The following is a 19,640-nucleotide window of genomic DNA, read 5'->3' on the forward strand; positions in this document are numbered from 1 at the left end:
AAAAGGCCCGGCGGGAGCAGAGAAAACGATCTCTGCACGCTGGGCATTTTCAACATTACAGTCCCAAAAAGAGGAGGGTCATATGGCGTTTGATATCCAGGAAGAACTGAAAAAACTGCCGGGGAAACCCGGCGTCTATCTGATGCACGACGCGGACGATACAATTATCTACGTAGGAAAGGCGATTTCGCTGAAAAACCGTGTCCGCCAGTATTTCCAGACGAGCCGCAACAAAGGGCCGAAGATTGAGCGGATGGTCACGCATATCGCCCGCTTTGAGTATATTGTGACTGATTCCGAACTGGAGGCGCTCGTGCTGGAGTGCAACCTTATCAAAGAGCACCGTCCGAAATACAATACGATGCTGAAAGATGACAAGGCGTACCCGTACATTAAGGTGACCGTGAACGAGGATTTTCCACGCATTCTGTTTTCCCATCAGATGAAGAAGGACAAGGCGAAATATTTCGGCCCGTACACGAGCGCCGGAGCTGTGAAAGATACGATCGAACTGTTGCGGAAGCTGTACGATATCCGTTCCTGCAATAAGAGCCTGCCAAAGGAGATCGGCAAGGACCGCCCGTGTCTTTACTATCACATCCACCAGTGTAAGGCACCGTGCCAGGGATACATTTCCAAAGAAGAGTACGGCGAGCAGATCAAAAAGGCGATCAGTTTTCTGAATGGAAATTACAATGACATGATCAAAGAGCTGACTGGAAAAATGACGGAGGCGGCTGAGGAGATGCGGTTCGAGCAGGCGGCGGAGTACCGTGATCTGATCGACAGCGTGCGCAGGATCGGCGAGCGGCAGAAGATTACGAACAGTAACGGCGAGGACAAAGATGTCATTGCGCTTGCGATGGACAAAGAGGATGCGGTGGCGCAGGTCTTCTTTATCCGGAACGGAAAGCTGATCGGGCGGGAGCATTATTATCTGCGGATCGGCGAGGAGGAGCAGAAAAGCGAGGTGCTGCTCACGTTTATGAAACAGTTCTATTCCGGCACGCCGTTCATCCCGCGGGAAATCATGATTTCCGAGGAGATTGCCGAGCAGGAGCTGATGGAAGAGTATTTAAGCAGCAAACGGGGCCAGAAGGTCCGCATCCGCGTGCCGAAAAAGGGCAGCAAGGAAAAAATGGTGGAACTGGCAGAGCGGAACGCACAGATCGTTCTCGACCAGGACCGCGAGCGGATCAAGCGGGAAGAGGGTCGGACGGTCGGTGCCGTAAAAGAGATCGCCAGATGGCTGAACCTGCCGTCGATCGACCGCATCGAGGCGTACGATATCTCCAATATCAGCGGTTTCCAGTCGGTCGGCTCAATGATCGTCTACGAGAAAGGAAAGCCAAAGCGCGCCGATTACCGAAAATTCAAGATCAAATCCGTCGAGGGACCGAACGATTACGCCAGTATGAAAGAGGTCTTAAGCCGCCGTTTTCTGCGCGGCATCCAGGAGGACAGCGGTTTCGAGCGGCTGCCGGACCTGATCATGATGGACGGCGGACGCGGCCAGGTTAACATTGCGCTTGAGGTGCTTGAAGAAATGGATCTTGCGATTCCGGTCTGCGGTATGGTAAAGGACGACAAGCACCGCACGAGGGGTCTGTATTTCCGAAACGTGGAAATCCCGATCGACCGGAACAGCGAGGGCTTCAAACTGATCACACGCGTGCAGGACGAGGCGCACCGCTTTGCAATCGAATACCACCGCCTGCTGCGGAGCAAAGGCCAGGTCCACTCGATTCTCGACGACATCCCGGGCATCGGGCCGACAAGAAGGAAAGAACTGATGCGCCACTTTCAGGGAATTGATGATATCAAGGCGGCAACCGTGGAAGAACTTTCCGGACTTCCGGGCATGAATAAAAAGGCAGCGGAGCAGGTTTACACATTCTTTCACGCACCTGCACAGGAGGAAAATGAGGATTCGTCAAAATAGTTAAATTTCTAGGTTGCCCGTGATGCTTTATTGTGCTAAAATCATAGAAGAGACGGATTTAAAAAGACGTCGAATGAAGTCGGAGGACAGGAAAATGAAAGAAATTGAAATGACCAAAATGGTGGAGGAAATGGATCTCCGCAACCTGACACCAGAGGTTGATATGACAGATCTTGTCATTGCCACACCGGATATCAACCGTCCTGCACTGCAGCTGACCGGTTACTATGAGCATTTTGCCAATGAGCGTGTGCAGATCATCGGTTATGTAGAGTTCACGTATCTGCAGCATCTTGAAGAGAGCGAGCGCGTCCGCGCGTTTGAAGAGTTTGTAAGCCGCAAGATCCCATGTGTCATTTTCACCACGAAGATGATTCCGGGACCGGAAATTCTGGAGCTGTGCAATCGTTATCAGGTACCGGCCTTTGCGGTAGACAAATCGACTTCCGTTTTCATGGCTGAAATCATCCGCTGGCTGAATGTCCAGCTTGCCCCGATGATCTCCATCCACGGCGTGCTGGTCGATGTATTCGGCGAGGGCGTTCTGATCATGGGCGAGAGCGGAATCGGAAAAAGCGAGGCTGCACTGGAGCTGATCAAACGAGGCCATCGTCTCGTCAGCGATGATGTGGTTGAAATCAGCCGTGTCAGCGACATTACGCTGGTCGGAACGGCACCGGATATCACGCGTCACTTTATCGAGCTGCGCGGTATCGGTATCATCGACGTCAAGACGCTGTTTGGTGTCGAGAGCGTAAAGGATACCCAGTCTATCGACCTTGTTATCAAGCTTGAAGAGTGGGACAAAGAGAAAGAATACGACCGTCTGGGCCTGGAAGAAGAGTATATTGAGTTCCTTGGAAACAAGGTTGTCTGCCATTCCCTTCCGATCCGTCCGGGCCGTAACCTGGCGATCATCGTAGAAACCGCTGCTGTCAACCACAGACAGAAGAAGATGGGCTACAATGCCGCACAGGAGCTGTACCGCCGTGTACAGGCTAACTTAGTGAAAAAAAGAGAGGAGAAGTAAGAAAATGGCAAACTATGTATTTGGAATTGATGTTGGGGGTACTTCAGTAAAATGCGGACTGTTCCAGACAGACGGAACTCTGTTGGAAAAATGGGAAATCCCGACCCGCACCGAAAACGGCGGAAGCGAAATTCTGCCGGATATCGCAAAAAGCGTAAAAGCAAAAATGGCTGAGAAGGGTATCGCGGCAGATGATGTTGCCGGTGTCGGCATTGACGTACCTGGCCCGGTTAATGACAAAGGTGAGCTTTCCATCGCAGTCAACCTGAACTGGGGATATAAAAATATCGTAAAAGAGCTTTCCGACGAACTCGGCGGAATGGCAGTAAAAGCAGCAAACGACGCAAACGCAGCAGCTCTCGGTGAGATGTGGGTAGGCGGCGGAAAGGGAAGCAAGAACCTGGTTATGGTTACCCTTGGAACCGGTGTCGGCGGCGGAATCATCGTGGACGGCAAGATCGTAGCAGGTGCTCACGGCGCAGGCGGCGAGGTTGGTCATGCATGTGTTGAGCCGGAAGAAGAAGCGGTCTGCAACTGCGGAAACCACGGATGCCTCGAGCAGATGACATCTGCAACCGGTATCGTTCGTCTGGCAAAGAAATATCTGGCATCCCATGATACTCCGTCTTCTTTAAGAGAAAGAGGAGAGTCCATCAGTGCAAAAGCTGTCTTTGATGCATTAAAAGAAGGCGATGCAGCAGCAGAAGCAATCGTTCAGGAGTTCTCCGAGTACCTCGGAAGAGCACTTGCAGTATTTGCATGCGTTGTTGACCCGGAAGTTATCGTAGTCGGCGGCGGTGTATCCAAAGCAGGCCAGATCCTGATCGACGGCGTAGCTAAATACTACCGTGAAGCAGCATTCATCGCATGCAAAGATACCCCGATCGTACTCGCTTCCCTTGGAAACGATGCTGGTATCTACGGCGCAGCAAAAATGCTGATTGACTAATTGATTCAGATGGAAAAAGAAGTATAGAAAAACCGGTCCTGCTGGCATATGCCAGAGGGCCGGTTTTTTGTGTATAGACTGACTGAAAAAGTTATTCGGAAGAGCCGCTCTCTTCGGACTGCGGCTGTACTTCCGATATCTCCGCCGGGGTATCCGGTTCTGACGGTGCATCAGGGGTATCCGGTGTGTCAGGAGTCTCCGGTGTATTAGAAGGCGGATCGGCAGGTGTTTCGGTCGGAGCCGGAGTTTCCTGCGGTGCCTCCGTCGGTGTCGGGGTTGCCTGCGGAGTTGATGCTGCAGAAGGGGTTCTGGTCGGCGTCGGTGTTGAGGCCGGCGCGGTGTAGTGGCCCTTGCAACGCTCGGTCGGCAGATCGGATACCGCAAAGTATTCGGTGATGGACGGGCAGCTTGAGCGGGCGAGCAGGCCAGTCTTCGTACAGATCGTTGCCTCCTGTACTGTTGCGGAAGTCTCGAAATCCATATCGGCAAGGCCTTCGTGGATTTCATTCATGACCTTTGCCCAGAGACGTTTGTGGAATTCACGGTCGCTCTCCGGAAACTCCGCGTGTGTATCATACGTTGCCCAGATGGCAGCGGTATAATACGGCGTAAAGCCTGCAAAAACAAGATCCTTGGCCTCGTTCGTCGTACCGGTTTTTCCGGCTGCGTGCATATTGTCGAGGCGGGCGGCAACACCGGTACCTTTTTCCAGAACATCCTCCATGGCATTGGTGAGGAGGGAGGCAGTGCTTGCCTTGAAGACCTGCGTTGCCTTGTTTTCTGTGTTGTCAATTAAAACATTTCCCTTGCTGTCGGTAACCTTTGTGTAGAACACCGGCTTGCGGTACTGGCCGCCGTCTGCGATTGCCGCGTAGGCTGCCGTCAGTTCGAGATCACTGACACCGTAGGTGATACCGCCGAGAGCCAGCGGCTGGATCACATCGTATTCCTCGGAGAGTTTGGAAAAACCAAGCTTCTTCAGATAATCAAAGCCGACCTTCGGCGTAAGCTCGGTCAGTACTTTGACGGCCGGGATATTGATGGAATTGATGATCGCCTGGCGGACGGTAACATCACCATGGTAGGTAAGATCCGAGTTCTGCAGCGGTGTGCCGTCGCTGTAGTTGAACGGCTCATCCTTAATTACCGTAGCGAGTGTAATCTTTCCAAGGTCGAGTGCCGGTCCGTACGCGGAAAGAATCTTAAACGTGGAACCCGGCTGGGAATAATTATCGGTTGCGCGGTTGAAGGTAAGACTTGCTGTTTTTTCGCCGCGTCCGCCGACGATGGCTTTCACGTAACCGGTGCGCTGGTCCATAACGGTCATGCACGCCTGCGGCTGCGGGGTGAAGCTGCTGCGCTCGGCAACAATCGTATCGCCCTCCTGCATGATAGCGGCTTTGTACTGGTCGATATAGCTCTGTGCCTCCTCCTGGGAGTCAAAGAGCAGATCGAAATTCGGATCGCTGTTGCGGAAGTAGAGCTGCAGCATCTCTTTGCTGTAGTTCTGTACCTCGCCGTCTGCCTGCCCTACGGTGAGCGCCCAGTCGAGACCGATCTGCGTGTTCGCCGGGAAGTTCTCCGGATTCTGGAATTCCGTATCGAGAATCGACTGCATGTAGGAATCCTGTGTGGTATAGATTTTGAGGCCGCCGCTGTAGACAACGTTCTTTGCCTGCACTTCGGTGTAGCCTTTCTGTACCATCAGATCGTTGATCAGGTTGGTGATGACTTCATCGATAAAGTAGGAGTACGGCGCGCTCTCCGCCTGGGACTGCGTGTGCATGGCGATGCGGTCGTAAACGTTGTCGTTCATGGCAATGGTGTATTCTTCTTCGGTGATGTAGCCCTGCTCCTTCATGTTGTTCAGGATCTTGTCGCGGCGCTGCTGGTTTTTCTCCGGGTGGTTTTTCGGATTATATGCCGTCGGCGCCTTTGGAATTGCGGCAAGAACGGCGCATTCAGAGAGCGTCAGATCTTTTGCATCCTTTCCGAAATACGTCTGCGCTGCCGTCTGGACACCGTAGCAGCCGGAACCTAAGTTGATCGTATTCAGATAATTTTCCAGAATAACGTCTTTGGCGTTTTCACCCTCTGCGGTCAGTGTTTTTTCCAGCTTCAGCGCCAGGTACTGTTCCTGGATCTTCCGCTTGAAGCTCTGCATCCGCGTCTCTTCCATCCAGTCAGTGAAAACATTGTTTTTTAAGAGCTGCTGTGTGATCGTGCTGGCGCCCTCGGTAAAATGAAAGCCGTGGCTGACGCCGACAACGAAAGCACGGATGATACCGCTCGGATCGATGCCGTTGTGCTCATAAAAACGGGCATCCTCAACCGCGACGATCGCGTGCTGCATATCGAGCGGAATCTCCTCAATCGAAATCGAGACACGGTTTCCCTGAGCCCCGGTCAGCTTCTGTACCTGGTTGCCGTCAGCATCGTAGATAAACGACGCGTTGCCGAGCGGCATGATATTTGCCTCCGAGATATCAGGGGCACTGTCAATCACGCCGCGGACAGCGCCGATCACAAGCCCGGCACCGCAGACGAGAACGACAAGAAGAAGACAGAACGCGATGCGCAGCGCCGTCACGCCGGCCGTCTTTTCAATCTTTCCGTAATGGGACCGCAGATCTTCACGTTTGTCTTCCAGATGACTTTTTCCAAAGTGCATATAGAAAATCCTCCTTATGTCATGTTCCTGCAAAACTGATTTAGTTCAGTAATCAATGGTGTTCCTGCCCTGCAAAAAGCAGGGTATACTTATTTTTATTATACCAAACAAAGGGCTGGAATAAAAGTATTTCTGAAAAGAATGCTGATTTTTCAGAAATGATATGGTAAGATAGGTACATATTTGGGTGAAGGAGTAAGGACATATGATCGATCAGTTTCGGACGGTTTACCGGGGTGGAACCGGGGAAATCGTGGAGAAGAAATCACGTTTTATTGCGACGGTGCGTCTGGTGGAATCTGAGGAGGAGGCACTTTCCTGCCTGGAAGCTCTGCGGAAAAAATACTGGGATGCGCGGCATAACTGTTTTGTGTATATTATTGGAGAAAATCAGGAGACGGTGCGCTGCAGCGACGACGGGGAGCCTTCCGGCACGGCAGGGCGGCCGATGCTCGATGTGGTACAGGGAGCAGGCCTCCGCAATGTGCTTGTTGTGGTGACGCGGTATTTCGGCGGTACGCTGCTGGGAACGGGCGGCCTGGTGCGCGCGTACTCGCAGGCGGTGCAGGAGGGGCTGGCAAACAGTGTTCTGATTGACGAGATCTGCGGCGTGCGGCTGTTGATTGAGACGGATTACAACGGCATCGGTAAAATCCAGTATCTGCTCGGCCAGCGGGGGATTCCGATTCTGGAATCCGAGTACACCGATCAGGTGAAAATCCGCGTTCTCGTTCCGAAAACGGAGGTGGACCGTCTCTGCGCGGAGATTACCGAGGGGACGAACGGAAAGGCAAAACTGGAAAAAGAAGAGGAGCTGTACTTTGCGCAGAACGACGGAGAGCTGATCTTCGGGGATGCGCTGACGCAGTATAAGAATCTGGAGGCAGAAGAATTAGGATAAAGGAGGATGCGATATGAGGTTTCCGGAAAATCTGAAAAAGGGCGGAACGATCGGCTTTGTGGCACCATCGTTTGGATGCACAACAGAGCCATACAAGTCTGCATTTGCAAATGCACAGAAAAAATGGAAAGAGATGGGATATCAGCTGGATCTTGGGCCAAACTGCTATGCAGAGCACGGCATCGGAATCAGCGCGGCACCGGAGGAGTGCGGAAAAGAGCTGACGGAATATTATGTCAGTGAGAAGAATGACTGTCTGATTTCCTGCGGCGGCGGAGAGCTGATGTGCGAGGATCTCGATTACGTGGATTTTGAAAAGATCAGAAAGGCACCGGCGAAATGGTATCTCGGCTATTCTGACAATACGCATTTTACGTATCTTCTGCCGACCATCTGCGATACGGCGGCTGTTTACGGTCCGTGTGCGAGTGATTTCGGCATGGAGCCGTGGCATAAATCCGTAGCGGATGCGTTTGGCGTACTGACGGGAGAAGTGCGTACCGTCCGCGGCTATGAGGGATGGGAAAGAGACGATGCGAAGGGCAGAAGCGAGGAAAATCCGTATCTGCCGTACCAGATTACAGAACCGCGCGTTCTGCGCCGCTTCCCGGATGCGGACAGTGCATTTGAGGGACGACTCATCGGCGGCTGTCTCGACTGTCTCGTCAATATTCTTGGAACGAAGTACGACGGAACGGTTGATTTTGTGGAAAAATATAAAGAGGACGGTTTTGTCTGGTTTCTGGAAGCGTGCGATCTGAACGTCTTTGCGATCCGCCGCGCAATCTGGCAGATGGAGCACGCCGGCTGGTTCCAATATGTGAAAGGCTTTCTGATTGGCCGCCCGCTGCAGTTCGGACAGAAATTCGGGGAACTCGACCAGTACCGCGCCGTGACGGATCTGCTTGGAAAATACAACGTGCCGATCGTGATGGATCTCGACATCGGACACCTTCATCCGGCGATGCCGCTGATCGTCGGAAGTTATGCGAAGGTGGCCGTGGAAGGAAATGAGATTGAAATTAAGATGGAGTGCCGTTAGAACGCTTTTGAAAAATATTTTCTCGAGCGGCAGGGCAGAGCCTGTGGGAAAATGTTTGCGCGCGTAGAAGAACTATCGGCGCATCCGGCAGATGCCGCGGAGCTTTTTGACATCGAGAATCGTGACCGTGCCGCGGGAGAGTGCGACGATGCCGTCTTTCTCGAACGACTTTAAGGTGCGGGAAACGACCTCTCTGGCACTGCCGAGGTTCCGCGCGATCTGCTCGTGCGTGGTGGAGAGCACCGGGGAACCGGTGCGGATGCGTTCATCCTCGAGATATCCGGCAAGGCGCTGGTCAAGCCGCGTAAAGAGAAGCTGGCCCATCGCCCACATGACTTCGGAAAAATGCTCCGTTGTTTCCCGGTAAATGTAGTTTTCAACGTAAATATTCTGATTCAACAGTCTGCGGAACGTGCTGGCCGGAGTGATGAGAACTTTTGTCTCCTCCTCGGCCTCAATCAGAATATCAAAGCTGATTTCCTGCATCGCACAGGAGGCAGACAGCGTGCAGACTTCGCCGGGACCGGTGGTAAACAGGGTAATTTCCCGCTGCTCGCCGGACTGGATAAAGATGCGGAGCTTGCCGGAGAGGACAAGCAGAACGCCGAGACAGTCATCGTCGCAGCTGTAGAGAAAATCGCCGCGCTGATACGTCGTCAGGACGGAAGAGAGCACGAGTGTCTGCTGTTCATCGGCGGTAAGCTTTGAATAAAATGGATAATGCTCCTGAAAACAGGATTCCAGAAAAGATGACATAAATAAAACTCCTTTCGGAAGAAAAACGTTCTTTTGTAAACTACGGCAGCAGCCGTTTCTTCCATGATAGAAAAGAACGGAAAGAAATGCAAGAAAAAACGTATCGGTTTTTGTGCCGATACGTTTTTTCTTGCATTTCCAATATTACGCTGTTTATTTTACAGAGTTAATCAGTTCTTCCAGCTCCTCATAGGAAACGGCGCCGACGTTTTTCTTTACGAGCTCGCCGTTTTTGAAGAAAGCGAGGGTCGGAACGCTCATGACTTTAAAGGATCTTGCCAGCTCCGGTGCTTCGTCAACGTCTACTTTGTAGAACTGGATCTCCGGCATATCCTCAGCTGCCTCTTCGATGACCGGGGCGAGCATTTTGCACGGTCCGCACCAGGTAGCAAAGAAATCAACAACGGCAACGCCAGGTGCTGCCTGCAGAGCTTTTTCAAAGTTTTCGGATGTAACATGAATTAATGACATAATAGAAGTCCTCCTTTTTTAAAACGGGATTTTTTATTTCCCGGTAAGTGTTTTTCTGTTGTGACTGTAGAATACCACAGCAGAACGGGAAGTTCTGTGACTAAGTCACAAAATGATTTCTTATTTTTTATTTCGGTTCTTTTCCCTGGCGGAAGCATTCGATCATTTCACCGGTCAGACTGATGAGGTTCGGCGTCTCCGGAAGAGAATCGCGGTCAAACCATTCGGCAACGGAGAGTTCCTCGCGGTCGAGGGTAATGGACGGATCGCCGTCCACATCGCAGTAAAATCCGGCGAGCAGCGAGCCGCTGAAGGACCACGGCTGACTCTTATAGTATCTCAGATTTTTGACCTTTAATCCGACTTCTTCCATGACTTCACGGTGCACCGTCTGTTCCAGCGTCTCACCGACCTCGGTATAGCCGGCCACGAGGGCGTACTGGCGGTGGCTGCTGTGGGAAGGTGCGTACTTCGTGAGCAGCAGGCGGTCACCGTCGGTGATGGCAACGATGACGCTCGGGCAGATGACCGGATAGGAGAGCGCGCCGCAGGAAGGGCACTGCATCGCGCGTTCATTTCCAGGCGCATGCATCTTCGTTCCGCAGCGGCCGCAGTAGGTGTGGTCGGTGTACCAGGTGTGGATCTGGTAACCGGTGATACCGGCAAACCCGAGCCATCCCGGAACGGCGCTGCGAAGAATTAGTGTATTTTCGTATTTCCAGATGCCAAATTCCGGAAGCTGCGGACTGCGCAGTTCATAATAGTCCGTCTCATCAATGCGGAACAGAAATTTTGCCTTTTCTTTAATCTCCGGAAAAACAGCTGCAATTTCCGCAATGGAAGGGTAGCAGATCTCGGGATCTTCGAAATTGCACAGAATTGTATGATGACCGTAAATTAAAACAAGATCCGTATCGTTCGGAACAGAAGGCTGGTAATCTACATAATATTTATGCGGAGCAATGTCCTGAATCATAAGAATTCCTTTCTTTGGTAAAAAAGTTTTTGGAAAAACAAAAAACCGAAATTCCTGTGAAGAAATTTCGGTAATAAAAAGAGCGCGAGACGGGATTCGAACCCGCGACCCCAACCTTGGCAAGGTTGTACTCCACCCCTGAGCCACTCGCGCATATACATCCTTTTGGATGAAGCGGGTGATGGGAATCGAACCCACGTATCCAGCTTGGAAGGCTGGTGTTCTACCATTGAACTACACCCGCAGATGATTGGCACTGATTTTTTTCTCTGTCTTGTTGACTGCCGTGCCTCACTGACAAAACGTATTCTACAGGAAAGCCGGAGAAAAGTCAACCCCTTTTTTAAAAAAAATTAAAAAAAATTTTAAAATACTGAAAAAGGTGAAAATTCAGGGCAAATGGCGCAAGTGAACGTCCGGTGAATAGCACGTAAATATCAGTCTTGTTCCGGGAAGGAAAGTGTACTATAATAAAAAAACGGAAAACAAAGAAAAAGGGGGAACTTCCCTATGCAGGAGAATGGAGCAGAACATCTGGTCGCCTGTACCGGCTGCCAGGGCTGCATGCCGTGTATGGTAAAAATCAACATCCCATTGCTGTTCGAACTCTACAACCGGACGGAGAGCGAAGGCATCGAGGCCGTCCGCGCAGAATACGAAAGCCAGGAAAAACGCGCCGACGACTGCATCAACTGTTACCGCTGTGAAAAACAGTGTCCGCAGCACCTCGGGATCGGCATTCTGATGCAGGATATTGCAGAAACCTTCGAAGAATAGAAAAACCGGCATCTGTGCAATTTAAAGAGGAATTCTAATCTTTCTATAAAATGTTTTGGGAAAAACTGGACTTATCTGAAAAATTTGATATAATAGAAAGGTAGTGACAGGGAAATTTTATGCTAAAATCTGGAAAGAAGAGCCCTGTCAATTCTTATGGGAGGAAAAATACATGGATGCCATTGATTATAAGATTCTGAAGATATTGCAGAAAAATGCCCGCGAGACGGCTTCCAATATCAGCAAAGAGATTCATTTATCGGTTTCTGCAGTCATCGAGAGAATCCGTAAAATGGAAGAAACCGGAGTGATTAAAGAATACACCATTATTGTAGACGAAAAGAAAACGGGAAATGAGATGACCGCGCTGATGGAAGTCAGCCTGGAGCATCCGAAGTTCTTTGACAGTTTTGCAGATGCGATCCAGAAACTGGAGTACATCGTATCCTGCTATTATCAGACTGGAGATTTTGATTTGATTATCCGCATTTCCTGTCACTCATCCGACGAACTCGAAGAAATCCACCGCCAGGTGATGAGCCTTCCGGGCGTCGATGCGACAAGAACGCATGTAGTGCTGAAAAATGTAAAAAATATCTATTCCGCCATCCGCAGACCGGACAAATAAAAACCGGCACAGCCGGAATCTGATACGAGAGCGTGTCTGAAAATAATCCGAAAGAGTTTTCAGGCACGTTTTGGCGTCTCAGAAAAAGTACGGAAAGAAAGAAGGAAAAAAGTGAACAGATACTTACGCTGTTATGCAGAGATTTCACTCGAAGCGATCGGGCATAACATCAGAGAAGTGAAAAAAAGACTACCGGAGGGCGTGAAACTCCTTGGCGTTGTAAAAGCGAACGCCTACGGCCACGGTGCCGTTCCAGTAGCATCCTATCTGGAAAACCAGGTTGATTATTTTGCAACCGCAACCATCGAGGAGGCTGTCGAGCTCAGAGAAAACGGCATTTCCGCGCCGATCCTGATTCTCGGCTACGTGTCCCCGTCCCAGTACGGCGACCTTGTGGAATACGACATCACTCAGACGATCGACAGCTACGCACAGGCACTTGCCCTCGAAAAAGAGGCAGCACGCCAGAACCGGAAAGCAAAAGCACACCTTGCGGTCGATACCGGCATGACGCGGATCGGCTTCCAGGTGACGGAGCACGATGCGGATGAGGCGGCAAAAATCGCGGATCTTCCGCACATCGAGCTGGAAGGTATGTTTACGCATTTCTCCTGCGCCGATCAGGAAGACAAGACGTACTGTTCGATGCAGATGGAAAAATATGATAAGATGACGGCACTTTTAGCAGAGCGCGGCGTGACGATTCCGCTTCGCCATATCTGCAACTCCGCCGGAATCATGGAATTTGACGATCACCGCTTTGAGATGGTGCGTTCCGGTATCATCACCTACGGCATTTACCCATCCGAGGAGGTAAAAAAAGAGCGCCTCGATCTGATCCCGGCGCTTTCATGGAAGAGCCATGTCATCCATGTGAAGGAAGTCGGCCCGGGCATCGGCGTCAGCTACGGTGCCACGTATGTGACCGAGAAACCGATGACACGGATCGCAACTGTTTCAGCCGGCTATGCAGACGGCTATCCGAGAGCTCTCTCGAACCAGGGCTGTGTGCTGATCCACGGGAAAAAAGCACCGATCATCGGAAGAATCTGTATGGATCAGATGATGGTGGACGTGACCGACATCCCGGATGTGCAGGTGGAGGACGTTGTAACGCTTGTCGGAACCGACGGGGATGAGACCATCACGATCGAAGAGATCGCCAACCCGGCGGCACGTTTCGATTACGAGATGCTCTGCGATATCAGCAGCCGTGTAACAAGGGTTTATAAATAGTTATCCAAAATAGAAAAATCAAAGTCTCCGAAGACGGAAAAAAGCAGAATCTGCTGACCGTTTCGGAGACTTTTTTGTGTTGGAACAGGTTTTCTGGATTATTTAACCGGTGCGGGTTGACAGGCGGTGCCGGAGTATGGTAGGATACCAATTAGTTTAGCGTAGTACAGTGATAACATGATCACGTAGAAAAGGAGAAGATTATTATGAAAAAGAAAATGGTTAGCATTTTGACAGCAGCCTTTTGTGTATCTGCCCTGCTGGCTGGCTGCGGCTTTGCAGACACAGCAAAAACATCTGCCTCATCAGCAGGAGCAGCATCCTCTTCCGCAGACGGAACGACAACCTTTACCGTGGGCTTCGATGCAGAATACCCGCCGTACGGCTACATGGACGATGAGACCGGCGATTACACCGGATTTGACCTGGAGCTCGCCGAGGCAGTCTGCGAGATTTACGGCTGGAAGCTGGTAAAAACCCCGATCAACTGGGATGCGAAAGATACCGAGCTGAATTCTGGTGCGATTGACTGCATCTGGAACGGCTTTACCATGAACGGCAGAGAGGACGATTACACCTGGTCCGATCCGTACGTGGACAACAGCCAGGTGATGGTCGTATCCGAGAATTCCGGCATCAACAGCCTGTCCGATCTGGCAGGAAAGACGGTTGGTGTGCAGGCAGCATCCGCAGCACTCGATCTTTTACAGAGTGAGGAAGAAGGCGGTCAGAAAGAACTCGCCGATACTTTCGCCGCTCTGCAGCAGTTCCCGGATTACAACAATGCGTTTGTAGAGCTTCAGGCAGGTTCCATCGATGCGGTTGCCATGGATATCGGCGTTGCCAAATATCAGCTGGAAAGCCGCGGAGAAGGATACAAAATCCTCGACGAGCACCTGAACTCTGAGAAATATGCGATCGGATTCAAAAAAGGAAATACCGAGCTCTGCGATAAAGTAAACGAAGGCCTGCAGCAGGTTCTGGCCGACGGAACATTCGACAAGCTCGCAGAAAAATACGGAATCGCAGACATGGTGTGTCTGGAGAAAAAAGGAGAGTAAAGCAGCATGAAGTTGTCCATAATTCTATCACAGCTTAGTACCGGAATGGCGGGAACGATCTCGATATTTGTCCTGACGCTCGTATTTTCCCTGCCGCTCGGTCTGCTGATCGCCTTCGGGCGTATGTCGAAAAACCGGATTGTGAGCGGAATTTTCCGGCTCTATATCTCCCTGATGCGCGGCACGCCTCTGATGCTGCAGCTCATGGTGGTTTACTTCGGACCGTTCTATCTGTTCGGTATGAACATCGGAAAATGGCGCTTTCCGGCGATTATCACCGGATTTGCCTTAAACTACGGCGCCTATTTTGCAGAAATCTACCGCTCCGGCATCGTTTCGATGGATCGTGGACAGTACGAGGCAGCAAAGCTTCTTGGTTATTCGAAGGGACAGACGTTTGTCCGCATTATTCTGCCGCAGGTTGTGAAACGGATTCTGCCGGCGATCACCAATGAGGTGATTACGCTGGTCAAGGATACGTCGCTGGCCTTTTCCATTTCCTATGTGGAAATGTTCACGATCGCAAAACAGATCGCGGCGGCCAAGACCACGATGGTTCCGTTCGTCGCCGCCGGTATTTTCTACTACATCTTCAACTTTGTCGTGGCGTGGGTGATGGAACTTTTGGAAAAGAAATTTTCTTATTATCATTAACTAAAGAAGAGAGCGGAAAACGATATGATTTATCTGGAAATGAACCATGTAAGAAAGAGCTTTGGGGATCTCGAAGTGTTAAAAGATATTTCCCTCAAAGTAGAAGAGGGCGAGGTGCTCTCGATCATCGGCCCGTCGGGATCGGGAAAATCGACGTTGCTGCGGTGTGCAGCGATGCTGGAGACGATGGATGGCGGTGACCTGACGTATCTTGGCGAGCAGGCAGTCACCATGCAAAATGGAAAATCCGTTTATGCAAAGCCGGCCGTGCTGCGGAAAATTCAGGAAAACTTTGGAATGGTATTCCAGAGCTTCCACCTGTTTCCACATTATGATGTGATGAAAAACCTCTGCGATGCGCCGATTCATGTGCAGAAACGGAACCGTGCGGAGGTGGAAGCACAGGCAGAAGAGCTGCTGCAGAAAATGGGGCTCACAGGAAAAGAAAAGGCGTATCCGTGTCAGCTTTCCGGCGGTCAGTGTCAGAGGGTTGCGATTGCGCGTGCGTTGATGCTGAACCCGAAGGTGCTCTTTTTTGATGAGCCGACTTCGGCGCTCGACCCGGAGCTGACAGGCGAGGTGCTGAAGGTCATCAAATCCCTTGCGGAGATGAATATGACCATGGTGATCGTTACCCACGAGATGAATTTTGCCCGGGAGATTTCCAACCGCGTCATCTTTATGGACCAGGGCGTGATCGCCGTGGAAGGAACGCCGGACGAAGTCTTCGATTCCGAAAATGCCAGAATGCAGGGCTTTTTGGGAAAATTTCGTGAGAAGTAACGACGTTGCACTTGCCTAAAAAAACAACATGCGTTATACTAGAGCGTGGTTGAAACGTATTTCAAACACGCTCTTTATACGTCCCGTTCTGTTTTTGGGGATGAAAAAGAGCGGGGATAAAAGAGAAACCGAATACACATTTTGACAAGAAAAGGAGAATCGTGTCTATGAGCGGAACTGACAGATATGTAAGCCCTCTTTCCGAACGTTATGCAAGCAAGGAGATGCAGTACATCTTCTCCCCGGATATGAAATTCCGTACCTGGAGAAAGTTATGGATTGCGCTGGCTGAGACAGAAAAAGAACTGGGACTTTCTATTACAGATGAGCAGATCGAAGAACTGAAAGCAAATGCCGAGAACATCAACTACGATGTGGCAAAAGAAAGAGAGAAAGTCTGCCGTCATGACGTAATGTCCCATGTGTATGCCTACGGCGTACAGTGTCCGAAAGCAAAAGGAATCATCCATCTGGGGGCAACCAGCTGCTACGTAGGCGACAATACCGATATCATTGTCATGAACGAAGCCTTAAAGCTGGTGAAGAAAAAACTGGTGAACGTTATCGCTGAGCTGGCAAAATTTGCGGATACCTACAAAGACCAGCCGACCCTTGCCTTCACCCACTTCCAGCCGGCACAGCCGACCACCGTCGGAAAACGTGCAACCCTGTGGATGCAGGAGTTCTTAATGGACCTTGAAGATCTCGAGTACGTACAGAGCACCTTAAAGCTGCTCGGCTCCAAAGGAACAACAGGCACACAGGCAAGCTTTTTAGAGCTGTTCGACGGAGATCAGGAGACCATCGACAAGATCGATCCGATGATCGCTGAGAAAATGGGCTTCAAGAACTGCTATCCTGTTTCCGGACAGACGTATTCCAGAAAAGTCGATACGAGAGTATTAAACGTTCTGGCAGGCATTGCGGCAAGCGCAACAAAATTCTCCAACGACATCCGTCTTCTGCAGCACTTAAAAGAAGTTGAGGAGCCGTTCGAGAAAGGACAGATCGGATCTTCCGCCATGGCATACAAGAGAAATCCGATGAGAAGCGAGCGTATCGCCTCCCTGTCCCGTTATGTGATCACCGATGCATTAAATCCGGCCATCACCTCTTCTGTACAGTGGTTTGAGAGAACCCTCGATGACTCTGCAAACAAGAGACTTTCCATTCCGGAAGGCTTCCTTGCCATCGACGGTATCCTGGATCTGTGCCTGAACGTCGTAGACGGACTTGTGGTTTATCCAAAGGTTATCTTAAAACACATGATGGCAGAGCTTCCGTTTATGGCAACCGAGAATATCATGATGGATGCGGTGAAAGCAGGCGGCGACCGTCAGGAGCTGCATGAGAGAATCCGCGAGCTGTCCATGATCGCCGGAAAACATGTCAAAGAGGAAGGCCGCGATAATGATCTTCTGGATCTGATCGCAGCGGATGAGATGTTCCATCTGACCAAAGAAGAGCTGGAAAAGACGATGGATCCGTCCAAATACACAGGCCGCGCATCCGTACAGGTTGACGCATTCCTGAAGAACGTAGTTAATCCGGTGCTTGAGGCAAACAAAGAGGCACTTGGCATGACTGCAGAAATCAACGTCTGATGCGTTTGATAAACAGAAATAATAAAAAAACAGATTTTATAAGTAATCATAAGTTTTACTTATGAGAAAAACATGGTATACTAAGCGTGTACGGTCGGGAAAACCGGTCGCAAGTATACGTTGAATTAGGAGGATGTCACATGATTAAGGCAGTAGTAGGAGCAAACTGGGGAGACGAGGGAAAAGGTAAGATTACCGATATGCTCGCAAAAGAGGCAGACATTATTGTCCGTTTCCAGGGTGGTGCGAATGCAGGCCATACCATTGTAAACAACTATGGAAAGTTTGCACTTCATACCCTTCCATCCGGCGTATTTTACAGCCACACAACAAGCGTAATCGGAAACGGTGTTGCACTCAACATTCCGGTTCTGATCAAAGAGTTAAATGAGATCGTTTCGAAGGGAGTGCCGGCACCGAAGATCAAAATTTCCGACCGTGCACAGATGGTAATGCCGTACCACATCCTGTTCGATCAGTATGAGGAAGAGCGTCTGGGCGGAAAATCCTTTGGTTCCACCAAATCCGGTATCGCTCCGTTCTACTCAGATAAATATGCAAAAATCGGTTTTCAGGTAAACGAGCTGTTCGACGATGAGCACCTGAAAGAGAAACTGAAATCCGTATGCGAGACCAAGAACATTCTGCTCAAGCATCTGTATCACAAACCGCAGTTAAATCCGGATGAGATCTATGCAGAGCTGATGGAATACAAAAAAATGGTTGAGCCATACGTATGCGATACTTCCGCATTCCTGTGGAACGCGATTCAGGAAGGCAAGGAGATCCTGCTTGAGGGTCAGCTTGGTTCCTTAAAAGACCCGGATCACGGAATTTACCCGATGGTAACTTCTTCCTCCACCTTGGCAGGATACGGTGCAGTAGGAGCAGGTGTTCCGCCATATGAAATCAAGAAAATCGTAACCGTATGCAAAGCTTACTCCAGCGCAGTAGGAGCAGGTGCTTTCGTTTCCGAGATCTTCGGCGATGAGGCAGATGAGCTCAGAAGACGCGGCGGAGACGGCGGAGAGTTCGGTGCAACCACAGGCCGCCCGAGACGTATGGGATGGTTCGACTGTGTTGCTTCCCGTTACGGCTGCAGAATGCAGGGTACCACCGACGTAGCATTTACCGTACTTGACGTTCTCGGATATCTGGACGAGATTCCGGTTTGCGTAGCATACGAAGTAGACGGAAAAGAAATCCACGATTTCCCGAACACCAGCATTCTTGAGAAAGCAAAACCGGTTCTGAAAACCCTTCCGGGATGGAAATGCGATATCCGCGGCATCAAGAAATACGAGGATCTGCCGGAGAACTGCAGAAACTACATCGAGTTTGTAGAGAAAGAAATCGGATTCCCGATCACCATGATCTCCAACGGACCGGGAAGAGACGATATCATTTACCGCAATAAATAATTCAGGCGGTTTTTTAGAGGATTTTTATGAAAAAAGCAGGACAGCTTCTCGCAGTTCTGACAGCGGCTTCCGTGCTGCTGTCGGGCTGTGAGAAGTTAAAAGATGTGACAACGACATCTGTCTATGTGAGCAAAAATGGTGTTGTGACAGAAGCTATTGTGGAAGATTACAGCAAAGACGATGATTACACGGAAGACGAACTGAAGGTCTTTGTGGAGGATGACATCAAAAAATTCACAGAGGAGCGCGGCGATGCGGATTCCGTGAAGCTGGAAAAATGCCAGATCAAAGAGGACAAGGTGGAGATCCGGATGGAATACGGAGATTACCAGTCCTACGCGGATTATCACGGAGCAGAATTTTTCGCAGGCACGCTGGATGAGGCAGAAGAAGCGGGATATGATTTTTCCGCTTCCTTTGTCGATTCTAAAGGCAATGAGGTTTCAGTCGAAGATGCGGTCAAAGGCGTTAAGCATGTACGCGTGATTGTCTGCGAGGAGCCGCTGGAAATCGTAACGGAAGATCCGGTGCTCTGCGTTTCCGGTACAGCCGTGATCAAAGGAAAAAACACGGTGGATACGGCCGGCGAGTGGACCACAAAGTCCACAGAGAGTGCTTCTGCGTCATCATCAGAGCAGGCTAAGACAGAAGAAACAGAGCAGGAATATGAGCAGGACGTTCTTCTTGCCAGTCCTGTTATTGTTGTTTATGGTAAGTAAACAAATAAAATAGAGGAGT

General features: G+C 50.5%; 18 protein-coding genes and 2 tRNA genes. 14 read left to right on the forward strand and 6 right to left on the reverse strand.

The genetic code is table 11. The annotated features are described in order from the left end of the window. Positions 1-82: 82 nt before the first annotated feature. The 3 genes from uvrC (at position 83) to DXB83_RS00450 (ending at position 3,921) form a co-directional block, all read left to right on the forward strand. Positions 83-1,942, forward strand: coding sequence for an excinuclease ABC subunit UvrC (gene uvrC / locus DXB83_RS00440; protein ID WP_118594607.1), 1,860 nt, complete (start codon positions 83-85; stop codon positions 1,940-1,942). 94 nt (positions 1,943-2,036) lie between these two features. After that, positions 2,037-2,972, forward strand: coding sequence for an HPr(Ser) kinase/phosphatase (hprK, locus tag DXB83_RS00445; RefSeq protein WP_022463126.1), 936 nt, complete (start codon positions 2,037-2,039; stop codon positions 2,970-2,972). Positions 2,973-2,976: 4 nt separating this feature from the next. Further along, a complete protein-coding gene (locus DXB83_RS00450; protein ID WP_118697172.1) occupies positions 2,977-3,921 on the forward strand; it encodes an ROK family glucokinase in 945 nt (314 codons plus the stop codon). Between the two features lie 91 nt (positions 3,922-4,012). On the opposite strand, the gene DXB83_RS00455 is transcribed toward DXB83_RS00450, so the two are convergent. After that, positions 4,013-6,592, reverse strand: a complete 2,580-nt coding sequence (locus tag DXB83_RS00455) for a transglycosylase domain-containing protein (protein WP_118697173.1) — start codon at positions 6,590-6,592, stop codon at positions 4,013-4,015. 205 nt (positions 6,593-6,797) lie between these two features. On the opposite strand from DXB83_RS00455, the gene DXB83_RS00460 reads away from it, so the two are divergent. Together DXB83_RS00460 and DXB83_RS00465 are read left to right on the forward strand one after the other, a co-directional pair. Further along, positions 6,798-7,493 (forward strand): YigZ family protein, encoded by a 696-nt coding sequence (locus DXB83_RS00460; RefSeq protein WP_022463129.1) that lies wholly within the window; start codon positions 6,798-6,800, stop codon positions 7,491-7,493. A 13-nt stretch (positions 7,494-7,506) separates the two neighbouring features. Next, complete coding sequence (locus DXB83_RS00465; RefSeq protein WP_117509660.1) at positions 7,507-8,535, forward strand: S66 family peptidase; 1,029 nt, start codon at positions 7,507-7,509, stop codon at positions 8,533-8,535. Between the two features lie 72 nt (positions 8,536-8,607). Here the strand turns inward: DXB83_RS00465 and DXB83_RS00470 are convergent, their stop codons facing one another. The 5 genes from DXB83_RS00470 to DXB83_RS00490 all read right to left on the reverse strand — a co-directional run bounded on the left by DXB83_RS00470 (position 8,608) and on the right by DXB83_RS00490 (position 10,982). Further along, positions 8,608-9,291 carry a Crp/Fnr family transcriptional regulator gene (locus tag DXB83_RS00470; protein ID WP_117509659.1) on the reverse strand — a complete coding sequence of 228 codons (684 nt, stop codon included), beginning with the start codon at positions 9,289-9,291 and terminating at the stop codon, positions 8,608-8,610. 153 nt (positions 9,292-9,444) lie between these two features. Then, the gene (gene trxA, locus DXB83_RS00475; protein ID WP_117509658.1) at positions 9,445-9,762 is read right to left on the reverse strand and encodes a thioredoxin; all 318 of its coding nucleotides are present in this window, start codon (positions 9,760-9,762) and stop codon (positions 9,445-9,447) included. Positions 9,763-9,889: 127 nt separating this feature from the next. After that, positions 9,890-10,738 (reverse strand): NAD(+) diphosphatase, encoded by an 849-nt coding sequence (nudC, locus tag DXB83_RS00480; protein WP_117509657.1) that lies wholly within the window; start codon positions 10,736-10,738, stop codon positions 9,890-9,892. A gap of 81 nt (positions 10,739-10,819) precedes the next feature. Beyond that, positions 10,820-10,891 (reverse strand) — tRNA-Gly (locus DXB83_RS00485). A gap of 20 nt (positions 10,892-10,911) precedes the next feature. Next, positions 10,912-10,982 (reverse strand) — tRNA-Gly (locus DXB83_RS00490). A gap of 266 nt (positions 10,983-11,248) precedes the next feature. On the opposite strand from DXB83_RS00490, the gene DXB83_RS00495 reads away from it, so the two are divergent. The 9 genes from DXB83_RS00495 to DXB83_RS00535 all read left to right on the forward strand — a co-directional run bounded on the left by DXB83_RS00495 (position 11,249) and on the right by DXB83_RS00535 (position 19,621). After that, entirely contained in the window at positions 11,249-11,515 is a 267-nt protein-coding gene (locus DXB83_RS00495; RefSeq protein ID WP_118660180.1) for a 4Fe-4S dicluster domain-containing protein, read from the forward strand. 172 nt (positions 11,516-11,687) lie between these two features. Continuing rightward, on the forward strand, positions 11,688-12,143 hold the full coding sequence (locus DXB83_RS00500; RefSeq protein ID WP_022463135.1) for an Lrp/AsnC family transcriptional regulator: 456 nt from the start codon (positions 11,688-11,690) through the stop codon (positions 12,141-12,143). A gap of 111 nt (positions 12,144-12,254) precedes the next feature. Next, a complete protein-coding gene (gene alr, locus DXB83_RS00505) occupies positions 12,255-13,379 on the forward strand; it encodes an alanine racemase (protein ID WP_022463136.1) in 1,125 nt (374 codons plus the stop codon). Positions 13,380-13,585: 206 nt separating this feature from the next. Beyond that, complete coding sequence (locus DXB83_RS00510) at positions 13,586-14,440, forward strand: amino acid ABC transporter substrate-binding protein (RefSeq protein WP_117509655.1); 855 nt, start codon at positions 13,586-13,588, stop codon at positions 14,438-14,440. 6 nt (positions 14,441-14,446) lie between these two features. After that, positions 14,447-15,094, forward strand: a complete 648-nt coding sequence (locus DXB83_RS00515) for an amino acid ABC transporter permease (RefSeq protein WP_055226988.1) — start codon at positions 14,447-14,449, stop codon at positions 15,092-15,094. 24 nt (positions 15,095-15,118) lie between these two features. After that, positions 15,119-15,877: an amino acid ABC transporter ATP-binding protein gene (locus DXB83_RS00520; RefSeq protein WP_055226986.1), complete on the forward strand. Its 759-nt coding sequence runs from the start codon at positions 15,119-15,121 to the stop codon at positions 15,875-15,877. A gap of 167 nt (positions 15,878-16,044) precedes the next feature. Continuing rightward, complete coding sequence (gene purB / locus DXB83_RS00525) at positions 16,045-17,481, forward strand: adenylosuccinate lyase (protein WP_118660184.1); 1,437 nt, start codon at positions 16,045-16,047, stop codon at positions 17,479-17,481. 140 nt (positions 17,482-17,621) lie between these two features. Continuing rightward, positions 17,622-18,902: an adenylosuccinate synthase gene (locus DXB83_RS00530; protein WP_118660186.1), complete on the forward strand. Its 1,281-nt coding sequence runs from the start codon at positions 17,622-17,624 to the stop codon at positions 18,900-18,902. Between the two features lie 26 nt (positions 18,903-18,928). After that, positions 18,929-19,621: a hypothetical protein gene (locus tag DXB83_RS00535; RefSeq protein WP_118660188.1), complete on the forward strand. Its 693-nt coding sequence runs from the start codon at positions 18,929-18,931 to the stop codon at positions 19,619-19,621. Positions 19,622-19,640 lie beyond the last annotated feature (19 nt).

The sequence above is a fragment of the Blautia sp. OM06-15AC genome (assembly GCF_003481425.1).
Classification (GTDB): domain Bacteria; phylum Bacillota; class Clostridia; order Lachnospirales; family Lachnospiraceae; genus Fusicatenibacter; species Fusicatenibacter saccharivorans.

Excerpts from the sequence above, each read along its gene's own strand:
- trxA (WP_117509658.1), bottom strand. The coding sequence starts at position 9,762 with ATGTCATTAATTCATGTTACATCCGAAAACTTTGAAAAAGCTCTGCAG.
- hprK (WP_022463126.1), top strand. The coding sequence starts at position 2,037 with ATGAAAGAAATTGAAATGACCAAAATGGTGGAGGAAATGGATCTCCGC.
- nudC (WP_117509657.1), bottom strand. The coding sequence starts at position 10,738 with ATGATTCAGGACATTGCTCCGCATAAATATTATGTAGATTACCAGCCT.
- DXB83_RS00450 (WP_118697172.1), top strand. The coding sequence starts at position 2,977 with ATGGCAAACTATGTATTTGGAATTGATGTTGGGGGTACTTCAGTAAAA.
- DXB83_RS00500 (WP_022463135.1), top strand. The coding sequence starts at position 11,688 with ATGGATGCCATTGATTATAAGATTCTGAAGATATTGCAGAAAAATGCC.
- DXB83_RS00520 (WP_055226986.1), top strand. The coding sequence starts at position 15,119 with ATGATTTATCTGGAAATGAACCATGTAAGAAAGAGCTTTGGGGATCTC.
- DXB83_RS00510 (WP_117509655.1), top strand. The coding sequence starts at position 13,586 with ATGAAAAAGAAAATGGTTAGCATTTTGACAGCAGCCTTTTGTGTATCT.
- uvrC (WP_118594607.1), top strand. The coding sequence starts at position 83 with ATGGCGTTTGATATCCAGGAAGAACTGAAAAAACTGCCGGGGAAACCC.
- DXB83_RS00470 (WP_117509659.1), bottom strand. The coding sequence starts at position 9,291 with ATGTCATCTTTTCTGGAATCCTGTTTTCAGGAGCATTATCCATTTTAT.
- DXB83_RS00530 (WP_118660186.1), top strand. The coding sequence starts at position 17,622 with ATGATTAAGGCAGTAGTAGGAGCAAACTGGGGAGACGAGGGAAAAGGT.
- DXB83_RS00515 (WP_055226988.1), top strand. The coding sequence starts at position 14,447 with ATGAAGTTGTCCATAATTCTATCACAGCTTAGTACCGGAATGGCGGGA.
- purB (WP_118660184.1), top strand. The coding sequence starts at position 16,045 with ATGAGCGGAACTGACAGATATGTAAGCCCTCTTTCCGAACGTTATGCA.
- DXB83_RS00535 (WP_118660188.1), top strand. The coding sequence starts at position 18,929 with ATGAAAAAAGCAGGACAGCTTCTCGCAGTTCTGACAGCGGCTTCCGTG.
- DXB83_RS00455 (WP_118697173.1), bottom strand. The coding sequence starts at position 6,592 with ATGCACTTTGGAAAAAGTCATCTGGAAGACAAACGTGAAGATCTGCGG.
- DXB83_RS00460 (WP_022463129.1), top strand. The coding sequence starts at position 6,798 with ATGATCGATCAGTTTCGGACGGTTTACCGGGGTGGAACCGGGGAAATC.
- DXB83_RS00495 (WP_118660180.1), top strand. The coding sequence starts at position 11,249 with ATGCAGGAGAATGGAGCAGAACATCTGGTCGCCTGTACCGGCTGCCAG.
- DXB83_RS00465 (WP_117509660.1), top strand. The coding sequence starts at position 7,507 with ATGAGGTTTCCGGAAAATCTGAAAAAGGGCGGAACGATCGGCTTTGTG.